Below are 13,992 nucleotides of genomic sequence, written 5' to 3'. Positions count from 1 at the left end.
TGGCTGCGCCGCAGAATGCGAAGAAGATGATCCAGGCAATGTTCAGCCGAGTCCAGATCGCTTGGGGTAGGGTCAATGCATGGCCCATAATGCGTTGGATCAACGGACGGTCACCGATGAAATGACTGCCGGCAAACGCCAGGGCAAACACCCAATTAACGACAGGTGCTTTCCACTTGAGCACCGCTTCGCTATGGAAGGCTAAGGTCAAACTGCCAAATACCAGGCAAGCGAGCAGGGTAAGTAGTTGGCTTTTTTCCAGTTTTCGCTGGGTTATGAACAAAACGCCATACACGACAATCGAACTAATGATCAGCATCGCCGTAGCGCTGAAAATTCCGCCCACCATGATGCTGTGGCCGAGGATGTCGACGGCGCGAGGTTCGATTTTGTAGACGATGAAAAACAGCAGCAGCGGGATGAAGTCGATGAATTGTTTCACAATGGCAGCCAGATGCAGGATGTGGCGGCATAATAACAAACATCAATGACAGCGAAAGCGCCACCTATGAATGTTGACCTGCACTGCCACAGCACCGCTTCCGATGGCGCCCTTGCGCCAGCGGTCCTTGTCGCGCGTGCTTATGAGAACGGTGTGCGGGTGCTCGCGCTGACCGACCACGACACCCTTGAAGGCCTCGAAGAGGCCCGCGCTGCGGCGCTTGCGCTGGATATGCAGTTGGTCAACGGGGTGGAATTATCGTGCACGTGGGGCGGGGCCACCATCCACGTTTTAGGCTACGGCTTCGACATGAAAGCCCCTTCTTTACTCGCTGCCATTGATCGTTTGCACCACGGCCGCTGGTTGCGTGCCGAAGAAATAAGCAGAAAATTGGCGATCAAAGGTATGCCTGGCGCTCTGGAAGGTGCTCGTGCCATCCAGCAAGAGCTCGGCGACAGTGGGAATGCACCGGCCCGACCACACTTTGCCGACTTTCTGGTGCGTGCCGGTTTCGTCAAGGATCGCGCCGAAGCATTCCGTAAATGGTTGGGCGCTGGCAAGCTTGGCGACGTCAAGCAGCATTGGCCAACGCTGGAAGAAACCGTAGCCACACTGCGCGAAGCCGGCGCTTGGGTCAGTCTGGCGCACCCTTGGCATTATGATTTTACCCGCAGTAAACGTCGCAAGCTGGTTGCCGATTACCTTGAGGCCGGCGGCCACGCTATTGAGGTAGTCAATGGCTTGCAGCCTGCCGAGCAGGTTGGTGGCCTGGCTATCCTAGCCCGTGAGTTCGGTCTGCTGGTAACCGCCGGCAGTGATTTTCATGCCCCTGGCGCTTGGTCCGAGATTGGTGTTTATCGCCCGTTGCCGGAGGATCTACCGCCACTTTGGTGTCGATTCAAACATGACCAGCCTACTGCCGTCTGAACAGGAAGATACCGTGAGTCAATTTTTCCAGGTGCACCCGGAAAACCCGCAGGCGCGTCTGATAAAGCAAGCGGCGGAGATCATCAAGGCCGGTGGCCTAGTGGTTTATCCCACGGATTCGTCCTATGCGTTGGGTTGTCAGATCGGCGACAAAAGCGCCATCGAGCGCATTCGCCGCCTGCGCCAGCTGGATGACAAACACAACTTCACCCTGATGTGCAGTGACCTGTCGCAGTTGGGCACCTATGCCAAGGTCGATACCGCAGCGTTTCGCGCCCTTAGAATGCACACGCCGGGGCCGTACACGTTTATTTTGAACGCCACACGGGAAGTGCCGCGGCTAATCCTGCACCCCAAGCGCCGGACCATTGGCCTGCGGCTGCCGAGCCACCCGATTGCCCACGCGTTGCTGGTGGAGCTGGGCGAACCCTTGATGAGTGTCAGCCTGATCATGCCGGGCGAGAGCCTGCCGCTGAGCGATCCTTATGAGATGCGGCAAATTCTGGAGCATCAGGTGGATTTGATCATTGATGGCGGCGTCGGCGGTGTTTCGGCGTCCACTGTGATCAATCTGGCAGACGGCGAAGCGCAAATTATTCGTGTTGGCTGCGGCGATCCAAGGCCGTTCGAGGTGGGGGCCTGAATGGCCGTGGTTGCTAACGTGAAGTCAGCACCGCTGGACAATCAGGCGGGCGCGCGGCAGGAGCTGCCGTTCGCCATGGTCTATGGCCAGGCGGTGCTGCAGCCTCAAGACCTGTATATTCCGCCGGACGCGTTGGAAGTGTTCCTTGAAGCGTTCGAAGGTCCGCTGGACTTGCTGCTGTATCTGATTCGCAAGCAGAACATTAATATCCTCGACATCCCTGTGGCCGAGATCACCCGGCAGTACATGGGTTATGTCGAGCTGATGAAAACCGTACGCCTGGAGCTGGCGGCGGAGTATCTGGTGATGGCGGCGATGCTGGCCGAGATCAAGTCGCGGATGCTGCTGCCGCGCTCGGCGGAGATCGAAGCGGAAGAAGACGACCCGCGGGCTGAGTTGATCAGGCGTCTGCAACAGTACGAACGGTTCAAGGCCGCGGCGGAAGGCATTGATGGCCTGAGCCGGGTCGGCCGTGATGTAGTTATCCCCAAGCTGGATGCGCCTGAAGCGCGAGCCCGACGTTTGCTCCCGGACGTCAGTCTTGATGAACTGTTGATGTCCATGGCCGAGGTGCTGCACCGCGGCGATATGTTTGAAAGCCACCAGGTGAGTCGCGAAGCGCTGTCGACCCGTGAGCGTATGAGCGACGTGCTTGAGCGGCTAAAGGGCGGCGGTTTCGTGCCATTTTCAGAGCTGTTTACCGCAGAAGAAGGGCGCCTCGGAGTGGTGGTGACCTTCATGGCAATTCTGGAGCTGGTCAAGGAATCCTTGGTCGAACTGGTGCAAAACGAGGCCTTCGCGGCTATTCACGTCCGCGCAAGAGCCGAATAACCGTTAAAGAGCCCACGCATGAACCTGACTGACCCCCGCGAGCTGGCACCGCTGCTCGAAGCCTTTTTGCTGGCCTCTGGAAAACCACAATCGCTGGAGCGCCTGCTCGAATTGTTCGAAGAGGGCGAGCGTCCAGAGTTGCCGGTATTCAAAAAAGCCCTGCAATTGCTCGGCAAATCATGTGAAGGCCGAGCCTTTGAGCTAAAGGAAGTGGCTTCCGGTTATCGCTTGCAGATACGCGAAAAGTTTTCGCCATGGGTTGGTCGTTTGTGGGAAGAGCGGCCACAGCGGTATTCCCGGGCGATGCTGGAAACCATGGCCCTGATTGCTTATCGGCAGCCGATTACCCGGGGCGAAATCGAAGACGTGCGTGGCGTCGCAGTCAACAGCCACATAGTCAAAACCCTGCTGGAACGTGAGTGGATCAGGATAGTGGGTTACCGTGACGTGCCTGGCAAACCGGCGATGTTCGCCACGACCAAAGCGTTTCTCGATCACTTCAACCTGAAAAACCTCGATGACCTGCCGCCCTTGGCTGATCTGCGCGAACTGGAGCCTGAGCCGATGCTCGACTTCGACGACGCCCCAGTGCCTGCCAGCTTGCAAGCCCTTGCCGACGCTAGCCTCGACCCGGACGCCGAACCAGAGCCACCTCGGGACGAAACCAGCTTCCGTAGTTTATTGGTCGAACTTGACTCGATGGAACTGGGTCTCAAGACCGACTTCGATGATTTGTTGCGGGTTGATCTTGTTGAGCCAGAAGAAGACGGGAAAGATCCTTCCTAGGTCATTCGCGGTTTTCTGTGTGGGCCTCTGTGGGAGCGGATTCATTCGCGAAGATTTAAGCCGCACCGAACAACCCAGGTGAGACAGAGTTGCCTGCTTCCCGAATGAATTCGGTCCCACAGTGTGTTCATCGATCCCTTTGTCAGGACCTTCCCATGAGCAACAACCCATGCATCAGCGTCTGTAAATTCGATGACGACATTTGCGTGGGCTGCGGGCGCAGTAAGCGTGAAATCAAGGCCTGGAAGAAACTCGACAAGGGCGACCGACGCAAGGTGCTGGCCGACTCGGCCATGCGCTTGATCCAGATGAAAGCCTCCGGTCGGCGGAAAAAGAAGTAAGCCGACGCAATTGCACTACTCTTTGGTGCGCAACAGGCGCCTTGCGCGTATGATTCGCGACCTTTTGGCGATTCCTACGTCGCCATCGGCTTTAGAATCAAGCAATCAGCGTGCGCCCATTCTCAGCGCGCCCTGTTATCGACACACCGGGAGGTGCCCAGATGAGTATCAAAGACAAGCAAGACAGCCCAGAAGACGACGGCCCAGCAGGCGAAAAACTGCAAAAGGTTCTGGCGCGCATTGGCGTAGGTTCACGACGTGACGTCGAAGCCTGGATCAGCCAAGGCCGCATCAAAGTCAATGGCAAAGACGCGACCCTTGGTCAACGCGTCGACCTGCATGACGCCATCAGCGTTGATGGCCGCGTTATCAAACGCGAAGAGACTGCCGAATCGGTACGTCGCGTCATCATGTACAACAAACCAGACGGTGAAATCTGCACCCGTGACGACCCAGAAGGTCGCCCGACTGTGTTCGACCGCTTGCCGCGCCCGAAAGAGGGCCGCTGGGTCAACATCGGTCGTCTGGACATCAACACCACCGGTTTGCTGATGTTCACCACCGACGGTGAATTGGCCAACCGCTTGATGCACCCTTCTTTCGAGATGGACCGTGAGTACGCGGTCCGTGTGCGTGGCGAAGTCGATGACGACATGCTACTGCGCCTCAAGAATGGCGTGCTGCTGGAAGACGGTCCTGCACGTTTCACCGACATCCAGCAAGCGCCGGGCGGTGAAGGCTTCAACCATTGGTACCACTGCGTAGTGATGGAAGGCCGCAACCGTGAAGTGCGTCGCCTGTGGGAATCCCAAGGCCTGGTGGTCAGCCGCCTGAAGCGCGTACGTTACGGTCCAGTGTTCCTTAACTCTGACCTGCCGATGGGTCGCTGGCGCGAAATGAGCCAATACGAAGTTGACACCCTCAGCGCCGAAGTGGGCCTGACGCCGGTTGCTCAACCGCAAATGAACGCCAAGACCAAAGACAAGATGGAGCGCTTGCAGCGTCAATCGTCGCGTCCGTTGGGTAAAGGCGAACGCGTGCGTACCTTGCGTCCAGCCAACCCGGGCGCTCCGGCACCTTCAGGTTTTGATCGTGCGCCACGTCAGCCACAAGTGACAGGCAGCGAACGCGATCGTCCACGTTCGGAAGGCAGTCGCGATGAGCGTCCGTCGGGTCCACGTTCGGATTCGTCTGGCCGTGCTCCGCGACCTTCAACCGGACGTTCCGGTGCAGCAGGCGATACCAATCGTCCGTTGCGTGGCCGCAGCGAAGGTGCTGATCGTCCTGCACGCAAACCGCGTGAAGACGGCGACAGCGCTCCACGTGCGCCGCGTAGTGATTCGGCTGATCGTTCGCCACGTGCTCCGCGCGGTGATTCACCACGCACGCCACGTCCAGCGAACGGCCGTTCCGACAGCCGCTCTGATAGCCGTGGCACGCCCGTCGCAGAACGTCCAAGCGACGTGAGCAAGCGTCCAGCCAAGCCTAAACAGCAGCGCGCTGGCATTGTTCTGGTCGACAACGGCAAGCCTTCGGGCAAGCGCAACGGTCCGCCAGCAGGCTCCGGCCAGCGTCCTGGCTTCGGTCGTCGCAAGCCGCAGTAAGCAGTCTGTATCCGGCTTCAATCAGCGGGTATTAAAAAGCGCTAACCGAGAGGTTGGCGCTTTTTTTATGGGTTCCGTAGTCCTTGAACAGCAGCGATTTTTTCCTGTGCTCACTGATGACTGTTTGTAATGCCCGGATGAACCTCCAAGCGACGCTTATTCGGTAAAACCGGCAGGGGGTATTTATCGCCTTAAAATACAGAGGTCTTTAAACACCCCTTACCGAAAAATTAGCTGGCCGTTCGACCAGCTGACGATGAAAACCTAGTTTACGAATGTTGTGAGCGCAATATTGTTTTCAAGATGTGTAACGAAGTTGAGTCACTTACAGTGCTCAGCAAATCGTGGTCTTACTGGAAATAAACGTCGAAGTGGCGGCCAAACTCAAGAAAACTAATTTCCGCCAAAATACAGTCAATAGGCTATTTGGAGACTATTCGCTGCGGACACAGCCATGCTGGTGGCCGATTGAAAACGTGGGTAGCTACAATGCCTAGCCACACATAATCTCGCCAAAAGCCTCAGGACAACGTAATGCTCATATGCTAGTGATTTCCAATAACGTGCACTTGGCCGACGCCGAGATCGAGTTGACTGCCATCCGTGCTCAGGGCGCGGGAGGGCAGAACGTCAATAAGGTTTCGAGCGCGGTGCATTTACGTTTCGACATTAATGCCTCGTCCTTGCCGCCGTTTTATAAGGAGCGTTTGCTCGCGCTCCGGGACAGCCGCATTACCAGCGATGGCGTGATTGTGCTCAAGGCTCAGCAATACCGGACCCAAGAGCAAAACCGCGCCGATGCGTTGGAGCGCTTGACCGAGTTGATCATCAACGCGACCAAGGTCGAGAAGAAACGCCGCCCCACTAAACCTACCCTCGGTTCAAAGAAGCGTCGCTTGGAAGGCAAGACATTGCGTGGGAGCATCAAGGCAGGGCGCGGGAAAGTGGATTTCTAGCTTGAAACCGCGTCGCCTATTTCCCGAATAAATTCGGTCCCACGGGATTGGGGCAATCCACTGATCTATGTGTTGTATTCCCTCAAATGCCTCGCCTGTTTGTACAGGTAAACACTGAGTGCCAATCCGGTCAGGGAGGCGAGGGCGGCGAAGAGGAAGATTGAGGCGAAGCCAAAGCCAGCGGCAATGGCTCCGGCGACCGGGCCGGTGATGCCGAGTGAGAGGTCGATGAACAGTGAGTAAGCCCCGACCGCTGCGCCACGACTGGAGGCCGGTACCAGATTCACGGCTTCAACGCCCAAGGCCGGAAAGACCAACGAGAAACCAAAACCCGTCAGTGCTGCGCCCGCCAAGGCCAATGATGGCGTAGGGGCAACCCATAGCAATACTAAGCCCACAGTCTCGACGCCCAGGCAGGCAATCGCCACGCGGAAGCCGCCGAGGCGGTTGATGTATTTGCCGAACAGCAGGCGCGCGCCGATGAAGCAGGCGCCGAACAGGCTCAAGCACAACACAGCATTCGGCCAGTTATTGCTCGAGTAATACAAGGTAATGAACGTAGCAATGGTGCCGAAGCCAATCGAGCCCAACGCCAGTCCGGTGCCATGTGGAAGCACGCGGCCGAGCACGTGCATAAACGGCAAGCGTTCACCGTGCACGATAGGCGCAGCTTCTTTGTTCCAGGCTAATCTCAGGCCCAAGGCCGCCAGCAAGATGATGCTGGAACCCATGCTCCACAAACCAAGTTGCTGAACCAGCAGCACCCCCAGTGGCGCGCCAATGGCCAATGCGCCGTAGCTGGCAATGCCGTTCCACGAGATGACCTTGGCGGTATTGAGCGCGCCAACCCGGCCGATTCCCCAACCAATCGAGCCGGAGCCTACCAGGCTTTCTGCGCTGCCCAACACCAATCGACCGATAAACAGGCAGATCAGGCTGGCCATCGGCGCGTTATGCAGCCAGGCCGACACCAGCATCAAAATACCGCTGAGCCCGCATCCAGCCAAGCCGTAAAGCACGGCTTTTTTGCTGCCTTGGTTGTCAATGATTCGGCTGGCATACGGACGGCTGAGCAGTGTCGCCAAGTACTGCACGCTGATCACCAACCCCGCAGCTACGGCGCCAAAGCCCAAGTCGGTGTGTACGTAACCCGGTAGCACGGCCAACGGTATACCGATGTTCAGGTAGCCAATGAACGTGAACAATACGATGGAAACGACCTGCAGGGTGACCGCCATGGGGCGTTCTGCGGCGGCGTGCGAGGAGTCTGGCATGGGTAAAAATCCACGGTGACGGCAGGAAGTGGGACGCGTAATGAGTCGCGGGATAAACGTTTCAGCAATAGGCGCGATCAGGGTTGCTTATGATAGCGGCGGTTAGTGACTTGCTGGAGATTGGCGATAAAAAAAGTCGAAAAAAATCAAATGGCGGTCGTGACCATTGGCAACAGCAGCGGATTAACCTTTGGTGGGGTTGAGCAGTTGGGTCGTGACCAGTGCGGCCAGCGCCGTTTCTTTGGTGCCGAAGCGCTTGAGCAAAGTAGCTTGTTTTTCAGGAGTAAGGCGGGTCCAGATTTCGACCATTTTTTCAGTGGTTTCCATCAACACGCTGGCGTTGGGGGCGGAGCGATCTGCCATTTCAGTGTTCACTTGTCTTGATCAGGCGCATACGCGAACGCGCAGCGATGGGGCGTGGGCATAACAGACCGTATGGAAACAGGCGCAGAACACTGGTTTAGCATACGGTCTGAATAACTGCCTCAGTTTCGGCTTTTAGCGCTCTGGCTATCTTTCGCTTTGACTGGACTGGCCTTCAACTCGGCTTGTTGGCCGGGTGCTTGTTGGGCCTTGGGGGATTGCTCTGGTGCTTGCAGGCTTGGGTAAGGAAAGTTTGGGATTTCATGCATCGTCGTCGCTCCGCGCAAGATCTGAATTGAAGGTTGCTGGAAAGATCAGTGCTTTTATAAAGCTTGGGCAGGATACAGCACTGCAAATGACAATCAGACTTTATCTGCCACTCTTTTGCCATTTGGCGACCGGCTGCTTGCTGGCACAACGCAATCGCGCCCATAAAAGGGCGCGATGGATGACGCGGTAAAACCGAATCAGTCGTGACACACGTCGGCGATTGCCTGGGCTAACAGACTGAGGCGCGACGCATCAATACCGGCAATATTGGCACGTCCGGCGCTGACCAGGTAAACGCTGTGCTCATAGCGCAACTTCGCCACCTGATCGTCGTTCAGGCCGGTATAGGAGAACATCCCCCGTTGCACCCCAATGTGGGCAAAACGTTCGCCCAGCCCCAGCGGGGTCAAGGCTTCGACCAGACCTGCACGGAGCTGGGCGATACGTGAGCGCATCTCCTCAACCTCATCCATCCACAGCGTTTTCAGCTCAGGATCGCCAAGAATCTCAGCGACAATGGCTGCGCCGTGATCCGGTGGGTTTGACCACAGGTTACGGGCGGTGGCCGACAACTGACTGCGCACATCCAGCAATTTTTCAGCGCTGTCGGTGCACACGATCAAGGCCCCGGTGCGCTCGCGGTACAGGCCAAAGTTCTTTGAGCACGAACTGGTGATCAGCAGCTCCGGTAGTGCGTCGGCAAACAGTCGCACCGACCAGGCATCCTGCTCCAGACCGTCGCCGAACCCTTGGTAAGCAAAATCAATCAACGGCAGTAAGTCGCGGCTGCGCACGATGTCCAGCACCTGTCGCCAATCGTCTTGGGACAAGTCAAACCCAGTGGGGTTGTGGCAGCAAGCGTGTAACAGCACCACGTCGCCATGGGGGATCTGATTCAGCGTGGCGAGCATTGCCTCGACGTTCAGGCGGTTATCGCTGCCCACGTAAGGGTAATGACTGACTTTCAGCCCGGCCGCAGCAAAGATCGATTCGTGAATCGGCCACGTGGGATCGCTCAACCATATACCGCGCCCTGGCAAGCAATCGGCGATGAAGTCCGCGCATAGACGCAAGGCGCCCGTGCCGCCAGGGGTTTGGGTCGCGCCGACCCGCTTGGCAGCCAGCAGTGGCGAGTCTTTGCCCAACACCAGTTCACTGATCAAAGTGCCAAAGGACGTTTGGCCGTGGCCACCGATGTAGGTTTTGGTGGTCTGTTTATCCACCAGGCGCTGCTCGGCGAGCTTTACCGCGCGCAGGATCGGCGTCAGGCCCATGGCGTCTTTATAGACACCCACGCCGAGGTCGAATTTATTGGGGTTGGCATCGGTCGCGTATGCTTCTATCAGCCCCAAAATCGGGTCGCTGGGTACTCGCTGGATATCATTGAAATGCATTACTTGCGGCCCTCGGCGCCTTTGGCCACTTCGTCGGTGCGCGCGGCCATGATGAAATCGTTACGGTGCAGCCCTTTGATCGAGTGGCTCCACCATGTCACGGTGACTTTGCCCCATTCGGTGAGCAAGCCAGGGTGGTGACCCTCGGCTTCGGCAATTTCGCCGACAGCGTTGGTGAACGCAAGCGCGAACTTGAAATTCTTGAACAGGAAGACCTTTTCCAACTGCATGACGGCGTCGCGTACTTCGATGTTCCAGTCCGGAATTTGCTTGATCAGTACCGGCAATTCTTCATCGCTGACCTGCGGTGCATTGGCGTGGCAGGCTTCGCAGTGGGCTTGGTTGAGCGTGCTCATAAAATAGTCCTGATCAGGCGGCTTTGATTTTTGCCGGGAATTTTGGCGCATGCAGGCCGAGCTGCATACCCAGTTGAACCAGTGCCATGAGGTCTTCGTGGGCGAGGTCGAACAGCCTTTTCAGGCTCGGCAGAACAAAGTACAGCGGCTGCAAAATGTCAATTCGGTAGGGCGTGCGCATCGCGTCCAGTGCGTCGAACAACTGATGTTCCGGCGCGGACGACAGGCTGTAAACCGTTTCCCTGGGGGAAGACAGAATCCCTCCTCCATAAATGCGCCGCCCCTGGGGCGTGTCCACCAGACCGAACTCGATGGTCATCCAATACAGGCGCGCCAGGTAAACCCGCTGCTCCTTGGTCGCGCTCAAACCGAGCTTGCCGTAAGTGTGGGTGAATTCTGCAAACCATGGGTTGGTCAGCAATGGGCAGTGGCCAAACACCTCATGGAAGATGTCGGGTTCTTGCAGGTAATCCAGCTCTTGTTCACTGCGAATAAAGGTCGCCACCGGAAACTGTTTGTTGGCCAGTAATTCGAAGAACGTCTGGAAGGGGATCAGCGCAGGCACCCGGGCGACTTGCCAGCCCGTGGTGGCCGCAAGCACCTTATTGACCTCACCCAGCTGCGGAATGCGCTCATGGGGCAAACCCAATTGCTCGATACCGTCGAGGTATTCCTGGCAAGCGCGGCCTTCGAGCACCTTGAGCTGTCGCGTCATCAGGGTGTTCCACACCGCATGCTCGGCAGGCGGGTAGTCGATAAAGCCATTCGCGTCGGGCACGCGGGCCACGTACTCGGTCATGCTGCTCTCCTCGGGGAAGCTTGTTGTTATGTATGACCTAGAAATAGCGCAAATAGCGGCTGCTGATTGGGGGAAATTACCCGATCCAACGACGATTGAATGGATTTTCGTAACGAAAAGTTTACGGATATGACCTTTTCGCCGAGAAGAGCGGCTCATGCCGGTGGGAATCGGGCGATGGCTGTCACATAATCGTGACGACGAAAGTAGCGCTAAAGCAAAAAAATGCCGCCATTTCAGGATCAAACCGTTTATGCGCATCAAAGTGCACTGCCAAAACCGCATCGGCATTCTTCGTGACATTCTTAATCTGTTGGTTGAGTACGGGGTTAACGTCGCGAGCGGAGAGGTCGGCGGCGAACACGGCAATGCGATTTATTTGCTTTGCCCGAACCTTATCAATCTGCAGTTCCAGACCCTGCAGCCCAAGTTCGAAGCGATTGCTGGGGTGTTTGGGGTCAAACGCGTGGGATTGATGCCCAGCGAACGCCGGCACATGGAACTGAATGCGCTGCTGGGTGCATTGGAATTTCCGGTGTTGTCCATCGACATGAGCGGTTCGATCGTGGCAGCCAACCGTGCGGCGGCGCAACTGCTGGGGGTGCGAGTCGATGAGGTGCCAGGCATAGCATTGTCGCGTTACGCCGAAGATTTTGATTTGCCAGCGCTGGTTCGCACCCACAAATCGCGGATAAATGGGTTGCGGGTCAAGGTTCGCGGTGATGTGTTCTTGGCCGATATCGCTCCGCTACAGTCCCAACACGACGACAGCGAAGCCATGGCGGGCGCAGTGCTGACCCTGCACCGGGCGGACCTTATAGGCGAGCGTATCTACCATGTGCGCAAGCAAGAGTTGCGCGGGTTCGACAGCATTTTCCAAAGCTCAAAAGTAATGGCAGCAGTCGTCCGTGAGGCGCGGCGTATGGCCCCACTGGATGCGCCGTTATTAATCGAAGGTGAAACCGGCACCGGCAAAGAGCTGCTGGCACGCGCTTGTCACTTGGCCAGTCCGCGGGGGCAATCGCCACTCATGGCGCTCAATTGTGCCGGGCTGTCGGAGTCCATGGCGGAGACCGAATTATTTGGCTACGGCCCCGGCGCGTTTGAAGGGGCGCGGGCCGAGGGCAAACTCGGGCTGCTGGAACTGACGGCAGGCGGTACCTTGTTCCTTGATGGGGTCGGTGAGATGAGCCCACGCCTGCAAGCCAAGCTGTTGCGCTTTCTGCAAGACGGCTGCTTTCGCCGGGTGGGCAGCGACGAAGAGGTTTATCTCGACGTGCGGGTGATGTGCGCCACGCAGGTGGACTTGTCTGAGCTGTGCGCCAAGGGCGAGTTTCGCCAGGACCTTTATCATCGGCTCAACGTGCTGTCGTTACATATCCCACCGCTGCGCGATTGCCTGGATGGTTTGCCGCCGTTGGTTGATCATTTTCTCGATCAGGCCAGTCGGCAAATTGGCTGCCCGTTGCCGAAACTGTCGCCTGCGGCGATGGAGCGGCTGAGTCATTACCACTGGCCCGGCAACGTGCGCCAACTGGAGAATGCATTGTTTCAGGCTGTTTCATTGTGCGAGGGCGGCGTTGTCAAAGCCGAGCATATTCGATTGCCGGATTACGGCGCGCGTCAGCCATTGGGGGATTTCTCGCTGGAGGGCGGGTTGGATGAAATCGTTGGACGCTTCGAAAAAGCGGTACTGGAGCAGCTCTACTCACAACACCCAAGCAGCCGTCAATTAGGCAAACGATTGGGGGTGTCCCATACAACTATTGCGAACAAGTTGCGCGCTCATCAATGGGCTGGAGAGAAGTCGGAGCCAGATTCTGACGATATTAAATAACGGAAGGTTATATAGCCGTTAATTACTATAAGTTTAGTGCGGGTGTTGAATGGGGATGCGGAATTTTATTGCGGGTATGTATGCATAGAAAAAATGACGCCTCGTTGGAACTGCACCCCACGAGGCGTTATTCTGATGTGCAGCAGCTGTGTTCAACCATCCATACACCCATTGCCCATGACGCGGTACTCAAGCACATGTTCCTTTCCTTTGGAGTCGACGTAGTCCATGCGCGCAGGCACTACCTTGCAGGCGTTTGAGATCGGGGTCATGGAGATGACCTTGGCAATGTCCAAGTGGGTCGAGTAAGTGTACTGCTCAACTGGGAGTGTCGGATTTATTACTGCGTCAGCTGTCTCGGCGGCAAACGCTGAAGCGCAAAAACCACTCATGGCCAATACTAATAATGCAGCTTTCATAACAAACTTCCTTATCTCAGTTGTGAGAGGAAACCTGGCTCTCGTGAAGCCAGGTGTGTCGCTAATTTTACAAGTGGGATTAACGGGCCTGTGTGGGGGCGATTACGTGTTAATCAGTTGCCGGTTGGCGAGGATAATTGTAGGCGTATTGAACGGTTACATATATGAAGAGATCTGATAAAGACTATTGATCAAAACTGCAACAATCACCCCGACGATCTTGCGTGCACATGGTCTTAGCGGGTGAAAACCTTGGCCGGGTCACCCGCAGCTGCCCCGAAACGTTTGAGCGCGTAAGATAATCTGCCGCTGCGGCCCGGTAAGACCATCGTCGAATGGCTAAAACAGGGCCAGACGGGATACAACTGGCCCCATAAAACAACAACTGTCCACCGAGGTACCAAAGATGAGTGCGGCTTCCGTATATCCTGTTCGCCCCGAGGTTTTAGCTACAACGCTGACCGACGAGGCGACTTACAAAGCCATGTATCAGCAGTCGGTGGTTAACCCCGATGGCTTCTGGCGTGAGCAAGCCCAGCGTCTTGATTGGATCAAACCCTTCACTTTGGTCAAGCAAACCTCCTTCGACGATCACCATGTCGACATCAAATGGTTCGCCGACGGCACCTTGAACGTTTCTTATAACTGTCTGGACCGTCATCTGGCTGAACGCGGCGATCAGATCGCAATAATCTGGGAAGGCGACGATCCTTCTGAACACCGCAACATCACCTACCGCGAGCTGCACGA

The 13,992-nt window shown here is 56.7% G+C and carries 16 protein-coding genes; 9 read left to right on the top strand and 7 right to left on the bottom strand.

What is annotated here, in order from left to right; translation table 11 throughout:
* Positions 1 to 442: inner membrane-spanning protein YciB (locus M0974_RS02770; protein ID WP_297832436.1), on the bottom strand; the 442-nt coding region annotated here is incomplete at its 3' end.
* Positions 443 to 508: 66 nt separating this feature from the next.
* On the opposite strand from M0974_RS02770, the gene M0974_RS02765 reads away from it, so the two are divergent.
* The 7 genes from M0974_RS02765 to arfB all read left to right on the top strand — a co-directional run bounded on the left by M0974_RS02765 (position 509) and on the right by arfB (position 6,530).
* Entirely contained in the window at positions 509 to 1,369 is an 861-nt protein-coding gene (locus tag M0974_RS02765) for a PHP domain-containing protein (protein ID WP_297832435.1), read from the top strand.
* 13 nt (positions 1,370 to 1,382) lie between these two features.
* Positions 1,383 to 2,012 (top strand): L-threonylcarbamoyladenylate synthase, encoded by a 630-nt coding sequence (locus tag M0974_RS02760; protein WP_297832433.1) that lies wholly within the window; start codon positions 1,383 to 1,385, stop codon positions 2,010 to 2,012.
* Between the two features lie 132 nt (positions 2,013 to 2,144).
* Positions 2,145 to 2,843: a ScpA family protein gene (locus M0974_RS02755; protein ID WP_297832438.1), complete on the top strand. Its 699-nt coding sequence runs from the start codon at positions 2,145 to 2,147 to the stop codon at positions 2,841 to 2,843.
* A gap of 18 nt (positions 2,844 to 2,861) precedes the next feature.
* Positions 2,862 to 3,629: an SMC-Scp complex subunit ScpB gene (gene scpB / locus M0974_RS02750; protein WP_297832431.1), complete on the top strand. Its 768-nt coding sequence runs from the start codon at positions 2,862 to 2,864 to the stop codon at positions 3,627 to 3,629.
* Positions 3,630 to 3,784: 155 nt separating this feature from the next.
* The gene (locus M0974_RS02745) at positions 3,785 to 3,970 is read left to right on the top strand and encodes a DUF1289 domain-containing protein (RefSeq protein ID WP_297832428.1); all 186 of its coding nucleotides are present in this window, start codon (positions 3,785 to 3,787) and stop codon (positions 3,968 to 3,970) included.
* Between the two features lie 161 nt (positions 3,971 to 4,131).
* Positions 4,132 to 5,574: a 23S rRNA pseudouridine(2605) synthase RluB gene (rluB, locus tag M0974_RS02740; RefSeq protein WP_297832425.1), complete on the top strand. Its 1,443-nt coding sequence runs from the start codon at positions 4,132 to 4,134 to the stop codon at positions 5,572 to 5,574.
* A 542-nt stretch (positions 5,575 to 6,116) separates the two neighbouring features.
* Positions 6,117 to 6,530, top strand: coding sequence for an alternative ribosome rescue aminoacyl-tRNA hydrolase ArfB (gene arfB, locus M0974_RS02735; protein WP_297832422.1), 414 nt, complete (start codon positions 6,117 to 6,119; stop codon positions 6,528 to 6,530).
* Positions 6,531 to 6,595: 65 nt separating this feature from the next.
* Here the strand turns inward: arfB and M0974_RS02730 are convergent, their stop codons facing one another.
* The 5 genes from M0974_RS02730 to phhA all read right to left on the bottom strand — a co-directional run bounded on the left by M0974_RS02730 (position 6,596) and on the right by phhA (position 10,986).
* Positions 6,596 to 7,804, bottom strand: coding sequence for an MFS transporter (locus M0974_RS02730; protein WP_297832419.1), 1,209 nt, complete (start codon positions 7,802 to 7,804; stop codon positions 6,596 to 6,598).
* 183 nt (positions 7,805 to 7,987) lie between these two features.
* Positions 7,988 to 8,167: a hypothetical protein gene (locus tag M0974_RS02725; RefSeq protein WP_297832416.1), complete on the bottom strand. Its 180-nt coding sequence runs from the start codon at positions 8,165 to 8,167 to the stop codon at positions 7,988 to 7,990.
* Positions 8,168 to 8,634: 467 nt separating this feature from the next.
* Positions 8,635 to 9,831: an amino acid aminotransferase gene (locus M0974_RS02720; protein WP_297832413.1), complete on the bottom strand. Its 1,197-nt coding sequence runs from the start codon at positions 9,829 to 9,831 to the stop codon at positions 8,635 to 8,637.
* Positions 9,831 to 10,187 (bottom strand): 4a-hydroxytetrahydrobiopterin dehydratase, encoded by a 357-nt coding sequence (locus tag M0974_RS02715; protein ID WP_297832410.1) that lies wholly within the window; start codon positions 10,185 to 10,187, stop codon positions 9,831 to 9,833. The genes M0974_RS02720 and M0974_RS02715 overlap by 1 nt, the downstream gene beginning before the upstream one ends.
* Positions 10,188 to 10,200: 13 nt before the next feature.
* Positions 10,201 to 10,986, bottom strand: a complete 786-nt coding sequence (phhA, locus tag M0974_RS02710) for a phenylalanine 4-monooxygenase (RefSeq protein WP_297832408.1) — start codon at positions 10,984 to 10,986, stop codon at positions 10,201 to 10,203.
* 253 nt (positions 10,987 to 11,239) lie between these two features.
* On the opposite strand from phhA, the gene M0974_RS02705 reads away from it, so the two are divergent.
* Complete coding sequence (locus M0974_RS02705) at positions 11,240 to 12,823, top strand: sigma-54-dependent transcriptional regulator (protein ID WP_297832405.1); 1,584 nt, start codon at positions 11,240 to 11,242, stop codon at positions 12,821 to 12,823.
* Positions 12,824 to 12,975: 152 nt separating this feature from the next.
* Here M0974_RS02705 and M0974_RS02700 read toward each other — a convergent pair whose 3' ends face one another.
* Positions 12,976 to 13,242, bottom strand: coding sequence for a DUF2790 domain-containing protein (locus M0974_RS02700; protein WP_297832402.1), 267 nt, complete (start codon positions 13,240 to 13,242; stop codon positions 12,976 to 12,978).
* A 406-nt stretch (positions 13,243 to 13,648) separates the two neighbouring features.
* On the opposite strand from M0974_RS02700, the gene M0974_RS02695 reads away from it, so the two are divergent.
* The coding region (locus tag M0974_RS02695; protein WP_297832399.1) for an acetyl-coenzyme A synthetase N-terminal domain-containing protein at positions 13,649 to 13,992 on the top strand (344 nt) is incomplete at its 3' end.

The organism is Pseudomonas sp. (assembly GCF_026224925.1).
Lineage (GTDB): Bacteria > Pseudomonadota > Gammaproteobacteria > Pseudomonadales > Pseudomonadaceae > Aquipseudomonas.
The sequence above is the reverse complement of the archived record's forward strand: the minus strand, read 5'-3'. Positions and strand labels throughout refer to the sequence as shown.

Coding starts and splice junctions, on each gene's coding strand:
- M0974_RS02765 (WP_297832435.1), top strand. CDS start 509: ATGAATGTTGACCTGCACTGCCACAGCACCGCTTCCGATGGCGCCCTT.
- scpB (WP_297832431.1), top strand. CDS start 2,862: ATGAACCTGACTGACCCCCGCGAGCTGGCACCGCTGCTCGAAGCCTTT.
- M0974_RS02745 (WP_297832428.1), top strand. CDS start 3,785: ATGAGCAACAACCCATGCATCAGCGTCTGTAAATTCGATGACGACATT.
- rluB (WP_297832425.1), top strand. CDS start 4,132: ATGAGTATCAAAGACAAGCAAGACAGCCCAGAAGACGACGGCCCAGCA.
- arfB (WP_297832422.1), top strand. CDS start 6,117: ATGCTAGTGATTTCCAATAACGTGCACTTGGCCGACGCCGAGATCGAG.
- M0974_RS02730 (WP_297832419.1), bottom strand. CDS start 7,804: ATGCCAGACTCCTCGCACGCCGCCGCAGAACGCCCCATGGCGGTCACC.
- M0974_RS02725 (WP_297832416.1), bottom strand. CDS start 8,167: ATGGCAGATCGCTCCGCCCCCAACGCCAGCGTGTTGATGGAAACCACT.
- M0974_RS02720 (WP_297832413.1), bottom strand. CDS start 9,831: ATGCATTTCAATGATATCCAGCGAGTACCCAGCGACCCGATTTTGGGG.
- M0974_RS02715 (WP_297832410.1), bottom strand. CDS start 10,187: ATGAGCACGCTCAACCAAGCCCACTGCGAAGCCTGCCACGCCAATGCA.
- phhA (WP_297832408.1), bottom strand. CDS start 10,986: ATGACCGAGTACGTGGCCCGCGTGCCCGACGCGAATGGCTTTATCGAC.
- M0974_RS02705 (WP_297832405.1), top strand. CDS start 11,240: ATGCGCATCAAAGTGCACTGCCAAAACCGCATCGGCATTCTTCGTGAC.
- M0974_RS02700 (WP_297832402.1), bottom strand. CDS start 13,242: ATGAAAGCTGCATTATTAGTATTGGCCATGAGTGGTTTTTGCGCTTCA.